Origin of the sequence: Lentzea albidocapillata subsp. violacea, from assembly GCF_900100275.1 — a bacterium.
Taxonomy (GTDB): domain Bacteria; phylum Actinomycetota; class Actinomycetes; order Mycobacteriales; family Pseudonocardiaceae; genus Lentzea; species Lentzea violacea.
Window position 1 is genome coordinate 423,669 of the sequence record NZ_FNET01000002.1, and the last position, 26,434, is coordinate 450,102.

Here is a 26,434-nt window from a genome sequence, read left to right on the forward strand (position 1 = left end):
GCCCCCCTCGGCACCGCCGACCAGCGGAACGGGCGGAGGCGGCCCCACCGGCAACAGCGGTTACTCCATGAGCGACTCCTCGATGCAGGGGTTGCAGAGCAAAGCGGGCGACCTGGGGTCCCGGCTGTCGAGCATCTCGTCCGGCCTGCGGGGCCTGAACTTCAGCGGCAACGCGCTCGGCCCGATCGGCCTGTTCGCGGTGCCGGCGCTCAACGCGTCGAACGACAACGCGGTCTCCCAGGCCGACCGGGGCGCCAAGGCGTTCACGGACGTCCAGACCAACCTGAAGGCCACGCACCAGACCTCGACGCAGGTCGACCAGACCAACCAGACCAACATCAAGTCGATCGACACCACCACCGACGCGAAGAACGTGCGCGGCGGCGGCAACACCACGCCGGGCAACATCGCCCCCGGCGGCCCCGCAACCAGCGGTGCCGGCTCGATCAAGGGCGGCGGCACCGCCACGTCCGGCAACGTCGCCCCCGGCGGCCCCACCGCCGGCGGCGCCGCCCCCATCAAGGGCGGCGGCAGCAACGCCACGTCCGGCGTCAGGGGACCGGGCGGCGGCCCGGCCGCCGCGGCACCGAACATCAAGGGTGGCGGCAGCAACGCGACCTCGGGCGTGAACACCGCCGGTGGTCCCGCCGCCGGTGCGGCGCCGAACGTCAAGGGCGGTGGCGGCAACGCGACCTCGGGCGTGAACACGTCCGGCGGACCGGTCGCCGGTGCGGCGCCCAACATCAAGGGCGGCGGTGCCACTCCCGGCGGCGTCAAGGGTCCCGCGCCCTTCACCCCGACCGCGCCCGGTTACACCGGTCCCGGCAACCCCGGCGGCAAAGGCGGCGGCGCCACCCCCGGCGGCAAGACCCCAGCCGCCTTCACACCCACCGCACCGGGTTACACCGGCCCCGGCGGCAAAGGCGGCGGCGCCACTCCCGGCGGCAAGAGCCCGGCCGCGTTCACGCCAACGGCACCGGGTTACACCGGCCCTGGCAACCCCGGCGGCAAGGGCGGCGGTGCCACCCCCGGCGGCAAGACCCCGGCCGCCTTCACACCCACCGCACCGGGATACACCGGTCCCGGCAACGCCGGTGGCAAGGGCGGCGCGACCCCTGGTGCGACTCCAGGCGGCGCGACCCCTCCCAGCGGCACGGGCACGACGCCCGGCGGCGGCGGCAAGGGCCCCGCGCCCTTCACGCCCACGGCACCCGGCTACAATGGTCCCGGCACCCCCGGCAACACCCCCGGCAACACCGCCGGCACCAAGCCCGCCACGACCGCTCCCGGCCCGCAGAACGCGGTGACGTCGCCTTCCCGCGGCGGCGCGACACCTCCCGGCATGGCGCCCGGCATGGCCCCGCCCATGGGTGGCGCGGCCCCCGGCGCGACCGGCGGCGAACGCGGCGGCAGCAAGTTCAATCCTGCCGGCGGCGGCGCGAAGGGCGTGTTCGACGCACCCAAGCCCCCGACACCCGACAGCACCATCACCAAGGCCCCACCAGCCACCTCACCCTCGACTCCCCCGCCCGCGCCGAAGCCCACGCCCACCATGCCGCCGGCCGGTGGCGCGACGCCCGGCACTCCGGGTGGCACCACTCCTCCCGGTTCCACCCCGGGCGGCGCGACTCCTCCCGGTTCCACTCCCGGCGGCGCGACTCCTCCCGGTTCCGGCGCGCCGAAGCCAGGTGGGGTTCCCGGCACCCCGGCTCCGACGACGCCGGGCGCGCAGAGCACCGCCACCAGCACCCCACCGCAGAGCGCGGGCCCGCGCGGCGGCGCCGTGGCTCCCGGTATGACGCCACCCGCCTCGGCCGCACCCGGCATGGCCCCGCCGATGGCACCGGGGGCGACCCCCGGCGCGACCGGCGGCGAACGCGGCGGCAGCAAGTTCAGTCCTGCCGGCGGCGGCGCAAAGGGCGTGTTCGACGCACCCAAGCCCCCAACGCCCGACAGCACCATCACCAAGGCCCCACCAGCCACCTCACCCTCGACGCCACCCCCGGCGCCGAAGCCGACGCCGATGACCCCACCCCCGGCCGCCACCGCGCCGCCTGCCCAGTCCCGGCCGGGCACGCCGCCGGTGTCGACGCCGCCTCCCGCGGCGAACGTGCCGCCGCCCGCCCAGTCACGCCCGGCTCCCGCCGCGCCACCGGTGTCGTCGCCGGCACCGAACACGAACGCGCCGTCGCCGCGCCCGGACACCACGCCGTCCGCACAGCCGCCACGCACCGACGCACCACCCGCACAGACGCGCCCAGCACCGCCGGTCAGCACGCCACCGGTCAACACGCCCTCGCCCACTCCGAACGCCAACACGCCCTCGCCCAACCCGCCGTCGCCCAACCCGACGACCAACGCGCCAGCGGCCAACGTCCCCCCGGCGAACACCCCGTCGCCGCGCCCGGACACCACGCCGTCCGCACAGCCGCCACGCACCGACGCACCGCCCGCGCAGACGCGCCCGGCACCGCCGGTCAGCACGCCACCCGCCGCCGTGCCGTCGCCGCGGCCGGAGGCGAACGTCCCGCCGGCGAACACGCCGAAGCCCGAGACCAACGCTCCCCCGGTCCAGCCGAAGCCCACCCCGGACACGACCACGCCGCCGCCCGCGCAGACGCGCCCGGCGCCCGCACCGCCCACCGGCGCGGCACCGAACACCAACGCCACGCCCGACGTCGTCGTGGCCCCGGTCGTCACGCCCGCACCGAGGCCGGCCTCGCCGAACAACCAGGGCCAGCGGTCCGGCAACAACCCGGGCGACAACCCGGGCAACGACACGGACAGCGACACCGACTCGGTGTACGAGGACGCCGTCGAGTTCCAGACGGTCGAGCAGCGGGTGGACAGCTACCGGGCCGACGACCCGAAGAAGGACTCGGGCTGGTGGCCGGACGCGAACGGCGACCTCAAGTACGGGCCGAACAAGCCGTCGGAGTTCGTCGGCATCAGGGTCGACGAGAACACCACGGTCGGCCTGACGCCGTACATGACCAAGCAGTGGCTGGCGGACAACGGGGTCACCGTGCCGCCGGGAACCACGGTCGAAACGGCGATCCACCCGCTGCTCTACGACGGCGGCCTGGGTGGCGGCAACCGCAAGCCCGAGGTGTACGGCGTCGACAACGCCGCGGACTTCCACAGCGAGATGATGGGCGTCGCGGCCGAGCAGAACATCCAAGAGCAGCAGAACGTCCTGAACGCGGTGAACGACCTCGCCGCGGACATCACGACCAAGTACCCGCCGGAGCAGTTCAACTACGTCGGGCTGGGCCGCAGTCCGGCCGCCGTGGTCGCCGCGCTGCAGAACCAGGGGCACGACGCGGTGTCCATCCCGCTGTCGAACTTCCGGCCGCTGCCCTCCGACCCGAACTCGATCCTCGCCCCGGCGTACATCGGACCCGATGGCAAACCCAGGACCGAGCCGCTGACCGATCAGCAGCAGGACATGCTCGACCAGCACTTCGACGAGTTCCTGGGCGACCTGCCCCCCGGCAAGGACGTGCTGCTGATCGACTACACGCAGGGCGGCCTGTCACTGGTGTCGGCGCAGAGCCAGCTGCAGCAGCACATGGCCAACAACGGGTCGGACGCCCACGTGCAGGCGTTCGCGATCCACGAGGCGACCAACCGCAACGACATCAACAACACGATCAACGCCGCCGCGCAGCCGGGGTCGAGGTTCCAGGACCTCTACGAGCGGTACATCGACGGCACCGGCCGCGCGGATGCCCGCCAGGACTTCAAGAACAGCATCGAAACGCACGAGATCCCCTTCAGGCACCCGCTGGGCGACGCGTTCCGCAACGAGGCCTTCGACGACTTCGCCGAGCACGGGTCCTACAAGATCCTCGACCAGAACCCGGACACGTTCCAGCAGGACCGCCCGCACAAGGACCACGACGTCGAGCCCGGCGTCACGCCGGCCTGGGATGTGCTGAAGGACGCCGTCGCGGAGAACAACCCCCAGCCGAAGCCGGACACCGCCGACGGCAACGACACCCGTTCCGCGCCTCCGTCGCCCGGCAACACCGACACCGACGTCAAGCCGGACACCGACATTAACAAGGCCGCGGACACGCAGGACACCCCGGCTGACAACCGCCCGACGCCGCCCAGGGACGCCCCGGCAACCCCGCCCGCCTCGGCCCCGCCGGCACCACCCGCACCCCCGGCACCGCCCGTCCCCGCCTCGAACCTGAACCCCGACGGCACCAGGAACGACGTACCGAAGGTCGGTGCGCCGCCGGCGATGACGCCGCCCACCCCGGAATCCCACCAGGGCAAGGAAGTCCTCACCGACCAGTCGTGGCGGCACGACCCCGCGAGGACCGCGGAGTGGTCGAACCCGAGCAACCCGGCCGACCGCAGCACCTGGGCCGACCGCCGCAACGACACGGACGTCCGCACCGTCGACGTGACGGTCCACGACGTCCGCACGGAAAGCACGCCGTCGAACATCAAGTCCTACCAGGGACTCATCAACTACGACCTGCGCCGCATCGAGACCAGCCCCGGCAACTTCGTGCAGGAGTACACCGTCAAGGTGCATATCGACCCTGCGGCGAACATGACGCCGGAGGCCGTCGCGCAGGTCAAGGAGAACGCCACCAACGGCGTGAACTCCATGCTGAACCAGGGCCACCGGCTGCCCAGCGGTGACCAGTTCCACCTGAACCTCGAGTTCACCGACAACAAGGCCGACGCGCACACCAGCATCAAGGTCGACGACAGGACCACCAACCCGGACCAGACCCACTGGGGCACCGACACCAGCCCCGAGGTCCTGGCGCACGAAACCCTGCACTACCTGGGAATCCCGGACGAGTACAAGGACTCGACCCGTGTCTTCCAGCAGCACGACACCAACTCGGGCGTCCACCAGAACGACGGCGGCATGATGGGCGACGACGTCCACCTGGACGACCCCGGCATCCGGCCACGTCACCTGTGGCTGATCGAGAACACCGCCAACAGCCAGGTCGCGGTGCCCGACACCACCATCGACCCGGCCGGCCCCGCGACCGTGCCGCCGCCCGCGGACTGGACTCCCAGGTCCACTCCGGACAGCAGCCCCGCGCCGTCCACCGACCCCAACACCTCGAACCCCGCAACGGACACGAGGCCCGCGCCCATGCCGGGCGCCTTCCCCGGCGACGTGGACGCCGACGCCCGGCCCCACCAGACGCACCTGCCGAACCTGGACAAGGTCGGCCTGGTCGAGTCGGTGCTGCGCAGCGCCGCGTTCCAGAACGTGCCCGTCGCGAACGCCTCACCGCTGGTCGGCACCAACGACGTCAAGTCCACTGTGGACACAGTCCTCGACGACGTCCGGCAGAACCCCCAGAACCACAACCACCCCGGCCTGACGCCGGAGGGCCTGTCGAGCTGGGTCGCGAGCCAGGTCGACCCCGACACGCTGGCGAAGTTCCACCCCGACCTGGAACCGAACGTGCCCGGCCTCACCGGCGACGCCAAGGTGGACCAGTGGCGGGCGAACCTCGCGAACGACCTCGCGAACGGGACGTCGAAGCGCTGGGACGTCGTGAGCACCGACGGCATGAAGCCGGGCGACGCCGACGTGGTCAACCACGTCACGCAGCAGGTGAAAGAGAACGGCGCGATGCCGACGCCGGCCGACCTCGTCACCACGGGCCTGCAGACGCCGTCATGGGCCGACTCCCAGGTCGGCGCCCACCTGCCCGACACGATCGCGCAGTCGCTGGGTGTGCAGCTCGTCGTCGACAACAACGGCGTGCAGACCGTCCACGGCCCGGCGGGCGCGCCGCAGGTGCAGGTCTCCTCGCAGGACGGCACTTTCGGTGCGCTCGGTGCTCCGACGCCGCAGGAAGTCCGCGCGGGCATGGAGGCCTGGCTCGGGGGCAAGTCCTCCGCGGAGGTCAACCAGACCATCGGTGACCTCTACAAGGGCCGTCAGGACGAGGGCCTCTACAGCGCGGCCCAGCAGACCCAGCTGATCAAGCGCGCGGCCGCGCACCCCGGCGGTCCGCAGGTGTTCCTGAAGGACCTGCTGGACCAGCAGGCGAAACTCGAGAACCGGATCGACGACTCGAAGTCCAGGTCGAGCTGGAAGCCCGAAGCGCTCCAGACGAAGCAGGAACGCCAGAGCCAGGCCCAGATCCAGCAGGACATCGCGCGGGACACCGATCTCCTGACCAACGTCACCAAGCAGATCGACACCCTCCGGGACGCAGGTCCCAGGGTGGGCCTGACCCACGCCGTCGACAACTTCGTCGCGGGCCCGAATGCGGACAAGCTCGCGAACGTCCGCCCGCGGGCGCTCGCCCAGCTCGACACCCACCTGACCCAGGAGATCGCGGCGGCGGAGAAGGCCGGGTTCGACACCACGGAGCTGAAGGCTCTGCACGAGCGGGTGCTCAACGAGCCGGACGCAAGCGCCGCGATGGCCCAGATCACCCGGCACGGTGTGGACGGCCTGACCGCCCAGGTGGACAAGGCCAACGGGCTGTTGCAGGAGTTCCGCGAGACCAAGGAGGACTACACCGGTTTCAACGGCTTCATGAACCGGTGGTTCGGCGACGGCCAGAGCTACAGCGCCGCCGAGGTCGACGCGAAGATCGCCGAAGCCGAGGCGGTGTTGCAGCAGTCGAAGCACCAGCTGTCGTTCGCGACCAACCCCGAGTACAGCAACCGGGTCGACAAGGCCCTGCAGATGCACGACATCGCGCAGCGGCTGGAGCGGCTCCAGGAGACCAACAGGGAGAACGCCGCCAGGACCGCCGAGCGCGAGGCGGCGAGGCAGGCCCAGGCGCAGGAGGTCCGGGAGGCCCAGGAACGCGCCCAGGCGCAGGCGAGGCAGGAGCACGCCGCGTTCAAGGCCTCGCTGTTCGGCAAGTCCTCCGCCGAGCTCGACGAACTGAAGACGCAGTACCAGGGCAACCCGGACCGCACGTTCGAGATCGACCAGATGTCCCGCAACCAGGAAGCCGCCCAGAAACAGGGCGGCATCGGGCAGCACCTGCAGGACCTGCAGGGCGACATCAAGAACACGCGCGACCAGATCAACGACCTGAAGAACATCACCGACGCGCTGCCGGACGCGTTCAAGACCGAACTGATGCGCACCGACCAGGCCCAGCGCCAGGCGGAGCAGCAGAACCTCAGGCTGCACGAGATCGCGCTCAACAGCGAGCTCAACCGGCTGCAGTTCGACCGCAACGACGCGCTCACCACGTACGCGTTGACCCTGCCGGCCGACCCGAACGCCCCCGGATGGCAGTCGGTGACGCCGAAGGACGTCGCGGCCCTCGAGAGCCACGTCGACGGCCTCATCAACGACGCACGGGCCACCGGCCGGCCCACCCCGGACCTGGATCGGCTGGCCGGCACGCTCAGGGACCTCCGGATCGATGGCCAGGACGGCCCGATCCAGGCGAACGACCCCGCCGCCGGCCAGAACGACGCCCCGTCGGTCGACACGGACGACTCCGCGTCGGTCCAGTCCGACAACGACGCCCAGGACCGCGCCCCGGCGGACGAGAACCAGCAGGGGCAGCCCGCGCCGGCGGCCGAGCCCCGCCCGCGGCCTCAGCCGTTCATGCAGGACCCGTCGGCACGGCCCGCGGTCGCGGACGTGGACCTCGTCGTCCCCGGCGGTTTCGGCCCCTTGGTGGAGGGTTCGCCGCAGCGGTCGTTCGAGGCGTCGCTGTACGGCCTGGACTCCGCGGCACTGCGCGAAATGCTGCAGGACCCGGCGTACCGCGGCAACCCGGAGCGCGCGGCCGCGATCCAGAGCCAGATCGACACCAACTACCGGTCCATCGGTGGTCCCGAGCTCTACGACAGGCAGACGCAGTCCGCGCGGGACGGACTCGCCAGGGCCGAGGCCGCCAACAACCGGTGGAACGCCGCCGACCTGGTGCCCGACGCTCTCAAGACCCAGGACATGCTCGACGAGAAGGCGGTGCGCCAGGAGCAGGCGAACCGCGAGATCGAGCGCGCCCAGAACCGGGTCGACCAGTTCACGAACAACCGCGACGCCGCGCTCACCACGTACGCGCTCCAGCAGCCCGCCGACCCGGACTCCTACGGCTGGCGCCAGTTCAGCGACGCCGACATCGCGGCCGTGCAGACCCACCTCGACCAGCAGATCCAGGACGCGCAGGCGGGTGGCCACAACACCGGCCACCTCGAGGCCCTCCGGGACTTCACCCAGGAGGTCCAGGAAGCGCGCCAGAACGCGGACGCCGACACGCGCCCCGCTCCACCCGCACCCGGCACGGACACGCGGTCGGCACCCGAGGCCGACACGCGTCCCGCTCCGCCCGCGCCCGACCCGGACACGCGGTCGGCACCCGAGGCCGAGACCCGTCCCGCGCCACCCCAGCCCGACACGGACACGCGGTCGGCACCCGACGCCGACACGCGCCCCGCTCCGCCCGCACCCGACACGGACACGCGGTCGGCTCCCGACGCGGACACCGAGATCGAGACCCGTCCCGCGCCGCCCAGGCCGACGCCGAACCCGGTCATCCCGATGACCACCGTGGCGCCGCAGCCGGTCGGCCAGGTGCCGGGCACGAACCTGCCGAGCTTCTTCCAGGACAACAAGGCGCTCGGTTCGATCACGCCGACCGAGGTCCGCGGCGCGGACGCGGTCGTGGCCGAGATCGGTGGCCTCAAGCCGGACGACCAGGCGCGGATCAAGAACGCGCTGGAGAACGACTTCGAGACGTTCCTCGACGGTGGCCGCAACTTCCAGGTGAAGATCGGCAACGCCTGGTTCGAGGCGAACATCCGCGCCGAGATGCACGCGGACGCCGCCACGGACGTCAAGACCGCCGCCGACACCAAGGTGGACAAGAACTACCAGGCCGCCACGTCGACCACGACGACGAACACCATCGCCACGTCCAACGACGTCGGCGGTTCGGCGACGGCCGGTGTCGCGATGGGCCCGTACGGCTCGGTGGGCGGCAAGGCGGCGCTCGCGACACCTGCGGTCTCGCAGTCGAACACGAACAGCACCACCGAACAGCGCGCGATCAAGGGTTCGGACGACGGCTCGAAGAAGGTCACCGTCCCGGTCTCCTACGAGATCACGCTGACCGACGCGAGCGGCAACCCGAAGCAGTTCGCGACCCTGAGCACCGGACCGGACGTCACGCTGCAGATCCCGGCGGACCTCAGCGCGATCGTCGACTCCGGCAAGACCTCGGACATGACCCCGCCCGCCGACGCGCAGTGGGGCACGAAGATCGAGAACGCGGTGCCGGAAGCCGTGGTGGTCAAGGACTCCGGCAAGGCGTTCACCGACGTCGCGGCCGGCCTGCACCCGTCCATCACGAAGATCGGCTCGCCCGGTCGCGAGGTGCTGCAGAACTTCCTGAGCCCCACCTCGATCCGCAACAACCTGCCGTCGATGCTCGGCGGCTTCGTCACGTCGCCCGACCTGATGAGCCCGCACGCCAGTAAGGGCGGCGCGGTGCAGATGTCGGCGACGCTCAAGGACGCGAAGCTGGTCGGCACGGCGGCCGGGGCGGGACTGGACCTCAAGGACACCTCTGCCTGGGGCAGCAGTGTGTCCGCGACCACCAAGACCGGGTTCGACGCCACCGCCGGGTTCGGCGGCAACATCGGCGTACCCGGCCAGGTCGGCGGCACGGTCGGCGCGACCGCGACCTACTCCGCGCGCACCGCGGAGGGCGTGAACGCCGGGTCGAGCAGCAGCCACAAGACCGGCATCGGCGTGAAGTCCGAGACCGGCCTGTACGAGGTCACGGCCGAGGTCGAGGTCCGCACGCCGGCCGGTGACAGCGTGAAGATGGAAGTCACCACGCACATGCGCATGGGCCTCAACGAGGCCGGTGCCGTGGGGCTGCCCACGCCGGACGGCACCAGGAACACGATCACCGACCCGGCTACCGCGGGCGCGTTGTTCCTGCCGCCCTACGTCGCCGACACGATCGCCGCCGGCAACGCCAAGGTCGGCGAGTTCACGCCGGCCAACAAGGTGCAGGGCCAGGTCGAGGGCGCGCTGCGGGAACTGCCCGGCTTCGACAAGTTCCTGCCGAAGTGGAACAACCCGGACGCGAACCCGCGCAGCAGCAAGGGCCAGGGCTTCGCCGACGTCGCCGAGCAGCTCGCGAACCAGCGCAAGATCGCGGCGACGCTCTCCCCCGCCGCGTTGAAGGCCAACATGGACAGCCTGCTCGGTCCGGGCGTCCAGGTGCAGCTCAAGAACTCCGGCAAGACGACGAACACCTACGTGAACGTCACGGTCAAGGCCAAGGTCAGCAACCCGAAGCACCTCGGCCAGGCCGACGCGCACGCGGTCAGCGACTCGACCACGACCGGTCCGAAGCTCGACGCCAACACCAGCACCACCAAGGGCTGGACCGGCGGCGTGCAGGGCCGGGCCAACATCCCGGTGAAGACCGGCGTCGCCACGCTCATCCCGATGCCGCAGGCCGGTGTGTCCTACAGCCACTCGTGGACGGACAAGACCTCGGCGGGACCGGCGGTCAGCAGCACGTCGTCGAACCCCGGCAGCCCGGACGCCCAAGTGTTCCAGCAGGACGTCGAGTTCGAGGTCGAGATCACGACCTTCACCCGGCCCCGCACGTGGGTGCGCACCATCGTGCCCGGAGCGCCAGGATTCCACTCGCCCGAGGTGACGACTGTCGCGAAGACGGGCGCGGGCCTCGACAAGATCGACGGCAAGGTCAACCTGTGGGTGTCGGACGGCTCGACCCTCAAGAACGACCCGGGCGACGGCTTCAAGCCCGGTGCCCCGTTGGCCACGCCGCTCGAGAACTCCCCGACCGTCAAGGACCTGCTCAGCCCGAAGGAAGCGCGGCCGAAGTCGCCGGAGTTCCTCAACGTCGAGGCGGTCGCGAACACGACCGCGTTGCGCGACGAGGCGATCGACGCGCTCAACCGCGCGGCCGGCGGCGACTCGGCGCTCACCACGCCGGGCACCGCGTCCCGTGCGCAGATCGACAAGATGTTCGCCCCGGAGAACATCAAGGCGAACCTGCAGCGGCTCATCGAGACCGGTGTGCAGGAGCAGGGCCTGAAGTACGACCGGCGCGTCACCGACCGTTCCGGCGCCATCGGCATGTCCGTGAAGCTGGGCGACGCGAAGCTGGTGTCCATTTCGGACACCACCGGCGCCGACAACTCGGTCAGCGGCGGCTACAAGGCGGGTGAGTCGTCCTCGACCAGCCGGTCCGTCGACCTCACCGCCGGCATCAACGTCCCGGTGCGGCCGAACGTCACCCCGCCGCCCGCGGGCACGCCGTCGAACCCCAGCGGTTCCGGTGGCGCCGCGGTGACCGGCAAGATCACGCCGTGGTCGGACACCAGGACCACGTCGAACGAGATCGGCGGCACCGTCGACCGCGGCCGCACCACCCCTGGCGACGCCCGGACCGTGCTGGTCCAGATCGACGCCGAGTTCACCATCGTCGGCGAGAGCCGCGCGGGGAACTTCCTGCACGGCGGCACACCGCACGCCGAGGGCGTCAAGGTGGACATGCCGAAGTCGGTGTTCGTGCGGGTGTCCGAGGACGTCGCGCGCGAGATGGGCGTGCTGCCCAAGGTCGAGTCGACCGTGCCCAAGCCGGACTTCCCGACGATGGCACCGCCCTCGACGGTAGCCACCAACGAGCCCGGCGCGCTCGGTCTGTCCAATGTGGAGTCGGTGCCGGACCTCTCCGGTGTGGTCAACAACCTCACCGCCGAGCTGTCCGCGAAGACCAAGCGGTTCGGCAGCGACGCGCTGATCCCGGACTCGGTCCTCAAGGACTCGATGAGCAACCTCCAGCGCATCGTCGACCTCAACTCGCCAGCCAGCGTCAAGGCGATGATCGACAGCGCGCTGGACGGCGGCGTGCCGCTGCTGGTGCACCAGCCCGGCACGTTCGGCAAGGACTCGTACCAGGTCACGTTGCGCGCCAAGGCGGGCACGCCGAAGTTCGACCAGGTCGTCAACGACGGCGTGGACATGTCGCACAACGCCGGCGGCTCCCGCAAGGAGAGCGACGGCACAGGCCGCGGCACCGGCTGGGGTGCCGGCGTCAGGGCACCGGGCCTCGCCTCGCCGGGCAGCGCGAACCCGAACGTCTCGGGCACAGCGGGTGTCAGCGCGGGCGCGAACATCGGTGGCAGCACGAGCAGTTCGGTGACGACCTCGACCAGCGAGGCGTTCAGCCACACCCGCACGGCCAGCGGTCCGGCGGCGCGGTACACCGTGCCGGTCGAGTTCGAGCTGGTCGTCGAAAAGGGCTCCAAGGAGATCGCGAAGGCCGAGAGCGGCCCGCAGGAGATGAAGGTCCGCACCCACGCGGACAACCAGAAGGTCGCGGGCGGCGCGGACACGCAGCCGTACATGTCCGCGGCCAGCAAGCGCAGCAGCGAGTTCGGCACCCCTGAGGCGACGTTCGCGTTCCAGCAGGACACCCGTGCCTCGCAGCTGCCGGCGACCGCGTCGGTGGAGAACCTGCGCGGTGCCAAGGACCTGCGCGACGCCGCGGTGAAGGCGATGACGGAGGCCGGCGCGGGCAAGGGCCTGACCGGCAAGGGAACCGGCTCGCTCAACGCCCTGTTCTCCACGCTCAGCCCGGAGAACCTGCAGCCGCACCTGCCGTCGATGCTGTCCGGCCCGCTCGACGTGCCCGGCCTGAAGGAAGCCGCGCTGACGTTCGGGCAGGACGCCGACGTCAAGGTCTACGCGAAGCTGGTGAACCCGCGGCTGGGATCGCTCAGCGACGACGTCAAGATCGAGAACCCGCTCACCACGAAGACCACCGAGACCTCCAGCGAGGCCAAGGTCTCCGAGACCGCCGACGTGTCGGTCGGTCTCGCGCAGGGCAGCGCGGCGGTCAAGCAGGGCGCCCCGACGGACACCGTCAACTTCGGCACCGGCGGTGTCGAGCTGCGGCACGCGGGTGAGGACTCCTCCGCGGTGTCCGGCGGTCCCTCGCAGGCCGAGGGCGGCAACGTCAAGCCCAAGGACGCGTCCCGCACCGGTCTCGTGCGGTTCGACGTCGAGTACCGCGTGGTGGCGACCATCGGTGGCAAGACCGGTGTCGTCGACCTGACGGTGCCCGGCTCGGCCGGCGTGCGCATGCCCGCCGCCGAGGTCGAGACCATGCTGAACCAGCAGCTCAGCGACTCGCTCAAGGACGCCCAGACCGACGTCAAGAAGGCGGCCGACGACTGGCGGACCGCGGAGAAGGACGTCGAGAAGGCCCGTCACGACGCCCAGGACGCGATCAACGAGGCCGCGGCCGTACTCGCCAGGACCGACAGGCCCCTGGGTGACGCCGCGACGGCGTTGAACACGGCCATCGACGCCCACCTGGACGCCGAGGCCAAGGTCACGCCGGTCCAGACGGCGTTCGACACCACGATCAGGGACGCGGGTCAGACCCGCGCCACGATCAAGGACCTCAACGCGCAGGTCGTGTCGCTGAGCCAGGACGCGCAGGTGGCCGGCAACGCGGTCAGCGACGCGCGGGACAACGGTGCGCCGCAGGCCGAGATCGACCGGCTCACGCAGGAGGCCGACGCGGCACACACCGCGTTGACCGACGTCCAGCAGCAGGTCGCCGACGTGAGTGCGGAACTCGACGCACAGCGCCAGGCCGCGACCGACGCCCGTGCCGAACTCCAGGCACGGCAGCAGGTCGCCGCCGAGGCCGACGCCGCCCGCACCGCCGCCGAGGACGCTCGGCAGAAGCTCGTGGACGAGCAGACCGCGGCGGAGCAGGCGATCAAGGACGCGGAGACCAGGCTCGACGCGGCCCGGCGCGAGGCGGACGCCAAGCAGAAGCTGTGGTGGGAAGCCAAGTCCAAGGTGGACACCGAGGTCACCTCGTTCAACACCACCGCGAACACCCCGCCGCCGGTGCCGCCCACGTCGACCACGACCGCCTCCACGACGACCCCGGACGCCGCCCGGACGCCGCCGCCGTCCCTTCCGCAGCCCGAGTCCGCGGCGGAGAGCAGCAGGAGCGGTGCCGAGACGAGTTCGTCGCGTCCCGCTCCCGCGAACGGCGACGCCAAGACCGACGCGCCACCGAAGAAGGTCCGCGGCGGCGGTGCGCCGCCCGCGATGACCCCGCCGACCCCGGAGTCCCACCGGGGCAAGGACGTCCTCACCGACGAGTCGTGGCGGCACGACCCCGCGAAGACCGCCGACTGGTTCGCGCCGAGCAAGCCGGCCGACCCGAGCACGTGGGCGGACCGCAGGGCCGGCGCGAACGTCAAGACGGTCGACGTCGTCGTGCACGACATCCGCACGAACAGCACGCCGTCGAACCTGAAGTCCTACAAGGGCCTCATCAACTACGACCTGCGCCGCATCGAGACCAGCCCCGGCAACTTCGTGCAGGAGTACACCGTCAAGGTGCACCTCGACTCCGCCGCGGACCCGGACGTCGTCGCGCAGGTCAGGCAGAACGCCGCCAACGGCGTCGACTCGTTGCTGAACCAGGGTTTCCGGCTCCCCAGCGGTGACCAGTTCCACCTGAACCTCGAGTTCACCGACAACAAGGCCGACGCCCACACCAGCATCAAGGTCGACCCGGCCAACCCGAACGTCGACCAGACGCACTGGAAGCCCGGCACCAGTCCCGAGGTTCTCGCGCACGAGACGCTGCACTACCTCGGCATCCCGGACGAGTACAGCGACAAGTCGCGCGTGTTCCAGCAGCACGACACGAGTTCCGGTGTGCACAAGGACGACGGCGGCATGATGGGCGCCGACGTCCACGGCAAGGAGCCCGGTCTGCGGCCGCGGCACCTGTGGCTCGTCGAGCGCACGGCCAACAGCCAGGTCATGGTGCCCGACACCAGGCTGGACTCGCCCGGCCCGGCCATCACGCCGCCGAGCACGACTCCGGGCTCCACGCCGGACGGCGACACCCGGCCGGTGGTGCCGAAGCGCGACCGTTCCCCCGAGAGCGACAGCGGCACCCCGGCCGACGACCGGACCACCAAGAAGAAGCCTGCCGCCGACGCCTGGACCAACCCCGAGGCCGGGCCGAGCACCGCCATGGACGTCGACTCGGACGGCCGGAGCGACTCCGGCCTCGACAACCTGGCCGCGGAGCTGGACAAGCTCTCGCTGGGCGACGTCGACTTCGCCTACAACCCCGCGTTCGCGAAGCTCGCCGACGGCGTCGAGGTCGAGCTGCCGACGAGGGAGAACTACCTCGGCAACCTGAAGAAGAGCGTCGAGGAGGGCAGGCGCCCGTCGTTCGTGGTCAACATGATCGTGAGCCACAGCGCGCTGAACGACCCCAGGGCCGACATCAACCAGGTCATCGACGCCATCACGAAGGACGCCGGTCCTCTCGGCAAGGACATGGTGTTCGTGATCGGCGTGAACGGCCCGACCGGCGCGGACGCGAAGATCGGCGCCGAGATCGCCAGGGCGAACGATCACGTGGCGAACCGGAAGGAACCGATCGCCCTCGTGCCGCTGCCGCCGTTCGCGCCGAAGGACGGTTTCCCGTTCGGCCGGATGCGCAACGGCACGATGCACAGCTCTGCCACCAAGTTCGCCATCGGCGCGATGAACGGCAAGGGCACCCACCCGTACATCTCGTTCCAGGACTTCGACACCGGCTCGCGTCTCGTCTCCGGCAACCAGAAGGACGTCTTCACCCACGTCGCCGAGTCGATGAGCACGGAGGTGGGCCCGATCCGCCCGCTGCTGTACTCGGGCGGCTACCGCGTCGGTGACCCGGCGCAGCTCGTCACGGACACCCAGGCGCGGATCGACGCCGAACGTGCCTCGATCAAGCGCGACACGACGCTCACGGCCGAGCAGCGCGCGGATGCACTCGCAGAGCTGAAGGTCGCGCAGGACTACCTCGCGAAACCGGAGTTCGCCGAGAAGTTCCAGCAGGCGATGAGCGACGACATGGACGCGCGGAGCCGCCAGAAGGACTCGGCACCGCTGCTGCCCTACTCGCCGGAACCCAACCTGTTCATGGACGCGGCCGTCGCGGTCGTCGACCCGGACGTCAAGTTCAGCGACGGCGGCAACGAGTTCGGCGACCTGAGCGACTCGATCAACGAGTTCGCCGGCAAGGAGCTCGTCGACCTCCACGAGAACGAGCTGCCCGCACCGCCGAAGCCCAGCGAGTCGCTCGCCGAGGCCAAGGCGAAGCTGGAGTCGGACATCGCGGCGGAGGGCCGTGCTCCGAACCCGGCCGAAACCGTGACCCTGCAACGGTTCCAGGCCGCGATCGACAAGGCCGAGGCGGACGTCGCCCAGCTCAGGTCCGAGGTCGAGGCGACCTACAAGGCCCAGCGTCCCGATCTTCCGCAGGCCACGATCGACTCGGCGGTCGAGGCGGTGGTCAACGCCTCGCTCACGAAGAACACCATCGAGTCGGCCATCGACGTCGACCTGCAGACCAACCGCAACCCCTACCGCGGCGAGAACTTCACCAGCGACTTCGTCAAGGGCGCGGTCGGCACCGACCTGTCCCGCCTCGCGCTCGGTTTCGCGAAGACCGAGGGCAAGCAGTGGCCGCAGTCGCACGTCGCGCTCACCTCGGTGACGAACCGCGCGTACGGCGGTCTGCCGGACGCGGACGGCAAGGTGGACAACAAGGCGGACCGGGCGGCCAAGGCCGACGTGTCCGGTGCGAAGATCCGCGACGGCTACGGCGACAAGAAGCCCAGGGCGAGCGGCGCGCCGAACCCCGGCAACAAGCCGCACTCGCAGCGCGAGGCCCAGCAGATCACCCAGCACGAGTACAGCTACGACCCGCAGACCGGTGTCCGCACCGAGACGAGCAGGTCCGGCGGCTGGCAGCCGTCCAAGCTCGACGCGCTGCACCTCGGCTGGGAGGACAAGAACACCCTCGGCGGTGCGATCTCCGCGCCGATCCCCGGCCACGGCCACATGGGCGTGGACCCACAGGTCGACCCCACCACCGTCTACCCGGAGAAGCCGGTGGCGGAGAAGCCGGCCAAGGGCGAGAAGGCCCCGGCGAAGAAGCCCAAGACCGAGGCCGATGTCCAGCACATCGTGCCGGGCAACAAGCAGCAGAAGATGGCCACGATGCTCAACCTGGCCATGTCGGCCAACACGAGCAACGTCACCCGCACGTTCGGCACGCTGGAACACGGCATCCTGCCGATCGCCGGGGCGCCGCGGCCCGACGGCCTGTTCAACGCCGTGCACGACGCCCTGACGAGCCAGACTCCTCCCCCTGCGGCCGGTTCCGGCAAGAAGGGCAAGGCCGCTCCGGCGACCAAGACGGCGACGGAGTTGCGGGCCGGTGCGGTCCAGAAGGCCTCGATCTCCTCGCCCGCGATCAACAAGGAGATCGCGAGGTTCCGCCAGGAACACGGTCTGGACAACGGCCACCTGGTCACCGCGCTCGTCGAACCGGGCCCGCCGCCGCCGGTCACCGACCCCACGGCCGACCCGTTCGCCTCGGCGTACCCGGCCGACGTCGCCAAACTGGCCAAGGCGGAGGAACTGGCCGCCAAGCTGCTCGCCACCGAGATCGGCCGGCCGCTGACGATCCACGGACCTGGCGGGTCCGTGACCGTCGAACCGTTCTTCGAGCCGCGGCCGGAGACCAACTCCAGGTCGTCCGAAGCGGACGTGAAGAAGGCGAACGCCTGGAAGAAGCCGGTGTTCCCGGCTCCGCTGGAGATCGACGCCCGCCCGCTGGACAACGGCAGGAGTGCGTTCACCCGGCACGACCCGGCGAACCAGCCGCTCGACGATTCGATGGACACCCGCCAGGCACCGCCGCCGCCCGTCCAGGAAACGTCCACTCAGGACGCTCCGGCGTGGACGGCGCCCGAGGCCGAGACGCGTCCGGCGCCGCCGAACCCGGTCATCGCGATGACCACGATCGCGCCGCAGCCCGTCGGTCAGGTCATGCCGGGCACGCAGGCGCTGCCGGGCTTCTTCCAGGACAACAAGGCGCTGGGCACGATCGCGCCGACGGACGTGCGGGGCGCCGAGAACGTCACGAACGCGATCGACAACCTCAAGCCCGAGGACGCCGCCCGCATCCAGCAGGCGATCAACGGCGACTTCGAGTCGTTCCTGGACAAGGGCCGCAACTTCCAGGTCAAGATCGGCAACAACTGGTACGAGGCGAACATCCGCGCCACCATGCAGGCGCAGACGGACATCGCGCCGGTGGAGGCGCCGGGCGTCAAGGTCGACGCGACCGCGCAGTCGGGCAACTCGTCGTCGGCCACGCACACCGTCGCCACCGCCAACGACATCGGCGCCTCGGCCACGGCCAGTGGCGGGGTCGGCGCGTACGGCTCACTCGGCGGCAAGGCGCAGTTCGCCACGCCGGCGCAGTCGCAGAGCATGTCGTCGTCGCTCACCGACCAGCGGATCATCCGCGCGGGCGAGGGGTCGACGCAGGCCACGGTGAACGTGTCCTACGACATCACGCTGACCAACGCCAGTGGTGGGCTCAGGCCCGTCGCCACGGTCGACACCGATACCGCCGTGACGCTGCAGATCCCGAACGACCTCGCCGTGATCACCAACTCGGGCAACACCTCCGCCGCGGTCACTCCGGCGGACGGTAAGTGGGGCACCAAGCTCGAGCACCCCGCGCCCGAGGCGGTCTCGGTCGACAACCCGGCGAAGGCGTTCGCCGACGTGGCGCGCAAGCTGCACCCGTCGATCGTCAAGGTCGGCGCGCCCGGCCGTGAGGCGCTGCAGAACTTCCTGAGCCCCACCGAGATCCGCAACAACCTCGGCGCGATGCTCGGCGGCGCCTACGTGACGTCACCGGACCTGACCAGCCCGCACGCCGGCAAGGGCGCCGCGGTGCAGATGAAGGCGACGCTGCAGAGCGCGCAGCTCGTCGGCACGCTCGGCACCGGACAGCTCCGCCTGCACGAGACCTCGGCGCACAGCAGTGGTGTGTCCTCGACGACCAAGTCCGGTGGCGACGTCACCGCAGGTGTCGGCTTCAACACCGGCCTGCCGAACGTGGTGGGCGGCCAGGCCGGTGTCACGGCCGGCTATTCGGCGCGCAAGGCGGAGAACGTCAACGCGGGCATCAACACCGCACACCGGAGCGGCATCCAGCTCAAGGGCGACACCGGTCTGTACAAGGTGACCGCCGAGGTCGAGGTCCGCACGCCCAGCGGTGAGAACGTCAAGATCCCCGTGACTACCTACCTGCGCGTCGGCCTGCCCGAGGCGGGCCAGATGGGCCTGCCGACGCCGGACGGCACGCGGCACTCCATCGTCGACGACTCCAACAAGGGCACGAAGTTCCCGCCGCCCTACATGGGGGACGCGATCGCCGCGGGCAACGCCAAGGTCGGCGAGTTCGAGGTCGCCGCGGAGGTCCAGACGCAGGTCGAGGACGCGCTGCGGGACATCCCCGGCATGGCCGGGTTCCTGCCGAGCTGGAACGACCCGGCCGCGAACCCGCGCAGCAGCAAGGGCAAGGCCTTCTCCGACGTGGCCGAGCAGCTCGCGAACCAGCGCAGGCTGACCTCGCAGCTCTCGCCGGCGGCGTTGCGGACCAACATGGACAGCCTCATGGGTCCCGGCGTCCAGGTGCAGCTGAAGAGCAGCAGCAAGACCACCAACACCTACGTCAACGTGACGGTGAAGGCCAAGGTCTCCGACCCGAAGCACCTCGGTCAGGCCGACGCGCGCAACATCCGTGACGCGTCGTCGACCGGCCCGAAGCTCGACAGCACCACCAGCACCACCAAGGGCTGGAGCGGTGGCGTCGAGGGCAAGGTCGTCATCCCCGGCGAGACCAAGCTCGTCAAGCTGACGCCGACACCGCAGGCCGGCGTGAAGTACAACCACGCCTGGACCGAGAAGACCTCGGCCGGTCCGACGGTCAACAGCACCTCGCTCACCGTCGGCAGCCCGAACGCCCAGGTGTTCCGCGGTGACGTGGAGTTCGAGGTCGAGATCACCACGTTCACCCGGCCGCGGGCCTGGGTGCGGCGGGTCGTGCCCGGCGCTCCCGGTTTCCACTCGCCGGAGCAGAGCACGGTCGCGAAGACCGGTGACGGCACCACCGGCCTCAGGCCCATCAAGGGCGAGGTCAACCTCTGGGTGTCGGACAGCTCCACTTTGGACTCCGACCCCGGCAAGGGTTTCGAGCCCGGCAGGCCGGAACGGAGGCCCCTCAAGGACGCGCCGACCGTCAAGCAGCTCCTGAGCACCGGGCCCAAGGAGAAGGCACCGGACTTCCTGCATGTGGAGGCCGTCGTGAACACGACGGCGCTGCGCGACCAGGCCATCGACGCGCTCAACCGCGCGGCAGGCGGCGACTCGGCGCTGACCGTGCCGGGCACCGCGTCGCGCGCCCAGATCGACAGGATGTTCTCCCCGGAGAACATCAAGGCGAACCTGCGCACGCTGACCGAAACCGGTATCCAGGAGCAGGGCCTCAAGTACGACCGCCGCGTCACCGACCGCACCGGCGCGATCGGCGTGAAGTTCGGCCTGAGCAACCCGAAGATCGTGTCCATCTCGGACAACACCGCTACCGAGAACGCCAGTACCGGCGGCTACAAGGCCGGCCAGTCGTCGTCCACGAGCCGGTCGGTCGACGTCACCGGCGGCGTGAACGTGCCGATCAAGCCGAACGCCACGCCTCCTCCCGCGGGTGAGCCCACGCCCACCAGCGGTGCCGGTGGCGTCGCGGTGGCCGGCAAGGTCACGCCGTGGTCGGACTCGAAGTCGTCCGGCAAGGAGGTCGGCGGCAGCCACGACCGCAACTACGTGACGCCCGCGGGCGGCCGCACCGTGCTGGTGCAGCTCGACGCCGAGGTCACCGTGGTCGGCGAGAGCCGCGCGGCGAACTTCATCGCCGGTTCCACGCCCAAGGCCGAGGGCGCGACCGTGAACCTGCCGAAGTCCGTCTTCGTGCGGGTGACCGAGGACGTCGCCAGGGACATGGGGCTGCTGCCCGACGTGCAGCCGACCGTGCCCAGGCCCGACTTCCCGAAGATGGCGCCGCCCGCGACGGTGGCGAAGGACGAGCCCGGCGCGCTCGGTCTGTCCACTGTGGAAAGTGTGCCGGACCTGACGGCCGTGGTCGCGGACCTCTCCGAGAAGGTCAACGCGAAGACGGCGAAGCGCTTCGGCGACCCGCTGCTGCCGGACTCGGTGCTCAAGGACTCGATGAGCAACCTGCAGCGCATCGTCGACTTCAGCTCGCCGGCCAGTGTCAAGGCGATGATCGACAGCGCGCTGGACGGCGGTGTGCCGCTGCTGGTGCACCAGCCCGGCACGTTCGGCAAGGACTCGTTCCAGGTGACGTTGCGGGCCAAGGCGGAGACCCCGCGGTTCCAGGACGTCGTCAACGACGGCGTCGAGATGGAGTCGACGATCGCCGGTTCGCACAAGGTGACCGACGGCCATGGCCGCGGCACCGGCTGGGGCATCGGGCTCAAGGCGCCCGGTCTCGCCTCGCCGGGCAGCGCGAACCCGAACGTCTCCGGCACCGCGGGTGTGTTCGCGGCGGCGAACGTCGGGCAGTCCAAGAGCAGCTCGGTCAGCACCTCGACGACCGACCAGTTCGGGAGCTTCCGCGCGGGCAGCGGACCGGCGGCGCGCTACACCGTGCCGATCGAGTTCGAGCTCGTGGTGGAGAAGGGCGACAAGCTCATCGCGAGTGCGCCCAGCGGTCTGCAGGAGATGACCGTCCGCCTGCACGCGGACAACCAGAAGGTCGTCGGCTCGGCCGCGCCGCAGCCCTACACGAAGGACCAGCACGCCCGCCCCGCCGGCCAGGGCACCCCGCAGGCCGCCTCCGGCTGGCAGCAGGAGGGCAGCCCCTCCGCGCTGCCGCCGGGCGCGTCGGTCGAGAACCTGCGCGGCGCCCAGGACCTGCGCACCGCGACGATCGACGCGCTGAAGGCGGCGGGCGCGAACAAGGGCCTCACCGGCAAGGGCACGGGCGCGTTGAACAGCCTGCTGGCCACGCTGAGCCCGGAGAACCTGCAGCCGCACCTGCCCGGCATGCTGTCCGGCCCGCTGAGCGTGCCGGGCCTGCACGAGGCCGCGCTGACGTTCGGCCAGGACGCGAACGTCAAGGTCTACGCCAAGCTGGTCGCTCCGACGCTGGGGTCGCTCAGTGACGGGGTGGCGCTGGAGAACCCGAAGTCGCAGGTCACCGCGACCAGCACCGACTCGAAGGTCACCGAGAGCGGCGACGTGTCCGTCGGGCTCGCGACCGGCGGCGCGGGGATCAAGCAGAACACCGACCCGAAGGACAACGTCACCTTCGCCACCAGCGGTGCCGAGCTGCGCCACGCCGGCGAGGACTCCACGGCGAACTCCGGCGGGCAGACCGACAACAAGGTCAACAACCTCAAACCGAAGGCCACGACCGGACTCGTCCAGTTCGGTGTCGAATACCGCGTGGTGGCGACCATCGGCGGCAGGACCGCCGTCGTCGACCTCTCCGTGCCGAACTCGGCCGCCGTCCGGATGCCGGCGTCGGACGCGCAGACGTTGCTGGGCAAGGACTTCAGCCCGGAGCTGGCGACTGCCCAGGCCGAGGTGAAGACCGCGGCGGACGCCTGGCGCACCGCCGAGGTCGGCGTCGACACGGTGCGGCACGAGGCACAGCAGGTGATCAACACCTCGGCCACGGTGCTCGCCAGGGCCGACTCGGCCTTCACCCCCGTCCAGATCGACTACAACAACGCCATCCAGGCGCACCTGGACGAGCAGGCGAAGCTCCCGGACCTGGAGACCAAGGCCGAGACCGCCCGCCAGGAGGCGCAGCGCACGCTCGACGCGATCTCCGAGCTGTCGCCCAAGGTCGGCGGCTTCGCGGCGCTGGCGATGACCGCGCAGTTCGAGGTGGACGACGCGAAGTCGGACGTCGAGGCCAGGGCGGAGTCGCTGCGGACGCTGGAGGACCAGCTGGCCGCCGCGCCGGACAACGCGGCCCTTCAGGCTCAGGTCGACGCCGCACGTCTGGCGCACACCAACGCCCAGACCACGTTGCGCACCGCCGAAGGCGCGTTCACCGGCGCGAGGGCGAGCATGCAGGACGCCCAGCACCGGCTCGACGCCGCCAACGACGCGATCGGCGGGCTACGCGCGGAGGCCGCCGCCCGGCGTGCGGACCTCGTGGCACAGCAGCAGATCGTGGCGCAGGCCGAGGCCGGACGCGTCGCGGCGCAGGCCCGTCACGACCAGGCCGCGGCCCAGCTCGCCGCCGACCACGCGGCGCAGAGGGCGCTCGTCACGGCGGCCGAGACCAGGCTGAACGACGCCCGCACGACGGCGGACGGCCGGCAGCAGGAGTGGTGGGACAAGAAGGCGGTGGTCGACCGGAAGATCGCCGAGTACAACGCTCCGCCGGTGACGACCACGACGTCGTCCACTCCCCCGCCGCCGGCACCCGAGACGTCCCCGTCCAGAGAGGCGTCGACGAACAGGGATGCCGAGACCCATCCGGCACCGTCCACTCCCCCACCTCCGCCGGCACCCGAAGCGTCCCAGTCCAGCGAGGGGTCGACGAGCAGGGATGCCGAGACCCGCCCGGCACCGCAGCCGCCGAACGCGCCGTCCACCGGGGCGACCACGCCGGGCACCGAGACCGAGGCACCCGCCGGCGTGCCGCCCGCCGACCCGAGTCCGTTGCACAGCACGGAGACGAGCGCGGCGTGGTTCGACCCGCAGCACCCGGTGTCCTCCCAGGCCATCGCGGACGTCCGTGCCGCGACCCCGGCCACCAGCTGGGTGCGCGGCGAGGACGGCGGTGTCCTCGACTCCACGAAAGTCGGCCCGCACGGCATCGCCATGAAGGCCTGGCGCGGCCCGATCGCCTACGACAACCGCGTTCTGGACGTCGACGGCGTGCCGGTCCGCGACTTCACCGTGCGGCTGCACCTGAACAACGCCGACGTCCAGGACCGCACCCGCGCGGGCGTCGAGGAGCTGTACAACCAGGGCTACCGGCTGCCCGGCGGCGAGCAGTTCCACGTCACGGTCGAGTTCACGGACGACCCCGCTGACGCGCACGCCACCATCGACGTCACGAACGACCCGGAGGGGCGGGCCAACCAGCTCACCTGGCCCGCGCACACCGATTCGCGGCGCCTGGCGCACGAGGTCGGGCACTTCCTCGGGCTGCGCGACGAGTACCTGGAGACCGGCGACGTGAAGCCGATCTTCCAGCACCAGGACGGCCGGGGACGCGTCGTCAACGACAACTCCCCCATGACGCAGGGCATCGACGCGGCGGACGCCCGGCTCAAGCCGCGCCACCTGCAGCTGGTCTCCGACCGGATGGCGGCGCTGCAGACGCACAACCCGCCGCAGCCCGCGGTCGGGGAACGCTCCGAGCTGCCTCCGCCGAACATGCCGAAGCGCGGCAACGAACACCTGCCCACCGACCCGGCCGGGGACGCCGTCAAGCGCACCCGCGAGGACCTCGCCGATCTGTCCATTGAGGACAACGACGCGGAGATGACCGCGCCGGAAGCGGCGCCGTTCAACGAGAACGGCGTGCACAACGCGGCATACGAGAATCTGGCGCAGGGACACCCGCTCACGCAGATCACCGCGGAGAACTACCTGCGGCGGACGCAGGAAAGCATCGACGCCAACGAGCAGCCGTCGTTCGTGGTCAGCATGATCGTGCGGGCGAGTGAGCTCGACCAGCTCGACGATGTGATCAACGGCGTCATGGCCGGCTCGCAGGACATGGACGGCCGCGTGGCGTTCGTGCTCGGCGTGAACGGCGCGACGCAGGCGGAGATCGACGCTGCGATCGCCGGCGCGACCCCGTCGGTCGCCGGCCGCGCGGAACCGGTCGCGCTGGTGAGCGTTCCGCACGGGCCCAAGGGCTTCAAGTTCGGCGAGACCCGCAACGCCACGCTGGACAGCGACGCCCACGTGTTCGCGGTGACCGCCCTGGCGGCCACCGGGACGCACCCCTACGTGGCGGTCATGGACTTCGACGCGGGCGACCGCACGACGCGGCAGGGCGGGCACGTCTTCGACCACGTCACGCGGCTCATCGACGGCACGGTCGGCGACGACGCCGTCGACCCGTCGCGGCCACTGATGATCGGCGGCGGGTACCGGGTCGCCGTCACGCCGGAGCAACTGCACGCCGACGTCCTCGCGCGCATCGACGGCGACGCGAAGACCACGGACGCGCAGAAGGAGGCCCTGCGGGCGAAGCTGGCCGAGCCGGACTTCCACGAGCGGTTCGTGCAGGTGATCGACGCGGACATGCACGCGCGCCGAACCCAGCAGGGCATCCACCCGTTGCTGCCCTACACGCCGGAGCCGAACCTGTTCGTCGACGGCCTCGTGCCGCTGGCGGAGCCGAAGGTGCGGTTCGGCGAGGGCCAGGCGGAGTTCGGCCAGCTCGGCCAGTCGCTCAACCGGTTCTACGCCGCGGAGCTCGCCAGGCTGCACACCCCGGCCGACGCCGCGGACATGGACGCCGCCACCGAACGCGCCAAAGTGGACGTTCAGAACAACCGGCACCCGGTGCGCGGCCAGGCGTTCACGACCGACTTCGTGGCGGGCGACACCGGCACCGACCTCTCCAGGATCGCCTACGGGCTGATCAAGGACGGCAAGCTGCCGCAGTCGCACACCGCGCTGCCGAACGTGTCGGAACGGTTCCTCGACGGCAAGTCCTCCAAGGCGGGCACCAAGTTCGCCGACGAGCGCGAGCGCCTCGCCACCGGTGCGCACGCGGTGGTCGAGCCGTTCCTGCCGCCGGCGGACGGGCGGACCACGAACACGTGGAACCCGCCGGCCAAGATGAAGACGCAGCTCGGCGCGCCGCAGAAGAACCGGATGAACCCGGCGGTGTCCGCGCCGATGCCCGCGCCGTTCGAGCAGGTGCAGGCGGGCATCCAGAAGGACCAGAAGGTCGTCGCGGCCCACGGGCTGGTGGCGTCCGACCACGTGAGCACCGCGCGGCGGCAGCTGCGGTACCTCAACGAGGACCTGCTGGTCCGCCAGCCCACGCCGCCGGTCACCGCCAACGGCCTGTACGCGGTCGTCGGCCAGGCCCGCGGGGTCGACCCGGTGACGCTGCGCCGGGAGGTCGTCGGACTGGCCGCCGGCCACCAGGCCGTGACCAAGGCCGTGGCGGACTACTCCGTCGGCAGGCCGATGCACCAGGGCCACCTGTACGGGGCGCTGGTGGAGAACCAGAACTGGCACATGCACGCCGACGCCGCCGAGAACAGCGGCTGGACCAACGCCCGTGACCTGCTCGGACACCTGATCGCGACGCAGCAGAGCGTCAACGTCCGGATCCACCAGGAAGGCCACGAGCCGGTGCTGCTGCGTCCGATGGGCCCGCCGTTCCCCGACACCGTCGAGGTCGAGGTGGTGATGGACGGACGGCAGGTCACCTACCGGCCGTACCCGCCGCCTGGAGGGCTGCAGCCGGACGTGCAGATGCATTAGCGT

General features: G+C 71.0%; 1 protein-coding gene. It reads left to right on the top strand.

All coding sequences use genetic code 11. The features are described 5' to 3' along the window. Nucleotides 1-67: 67 nt before the first annotated feature. Nucleotides 68-26,431 carry a hypothetical protein gene (locus BLR21_RS06805; protein ID WP_090004823.1) on the top strand — a complete coding sequence of 8,788 codons (26,364 nt, stop codon included), beginning with the start codon at nt 68-70 and terminating at the stop codon, nt 26,429-26,431. The last annotated feature ends 3 nt before the right edge of the window (nt 26,432-26,434 follow it).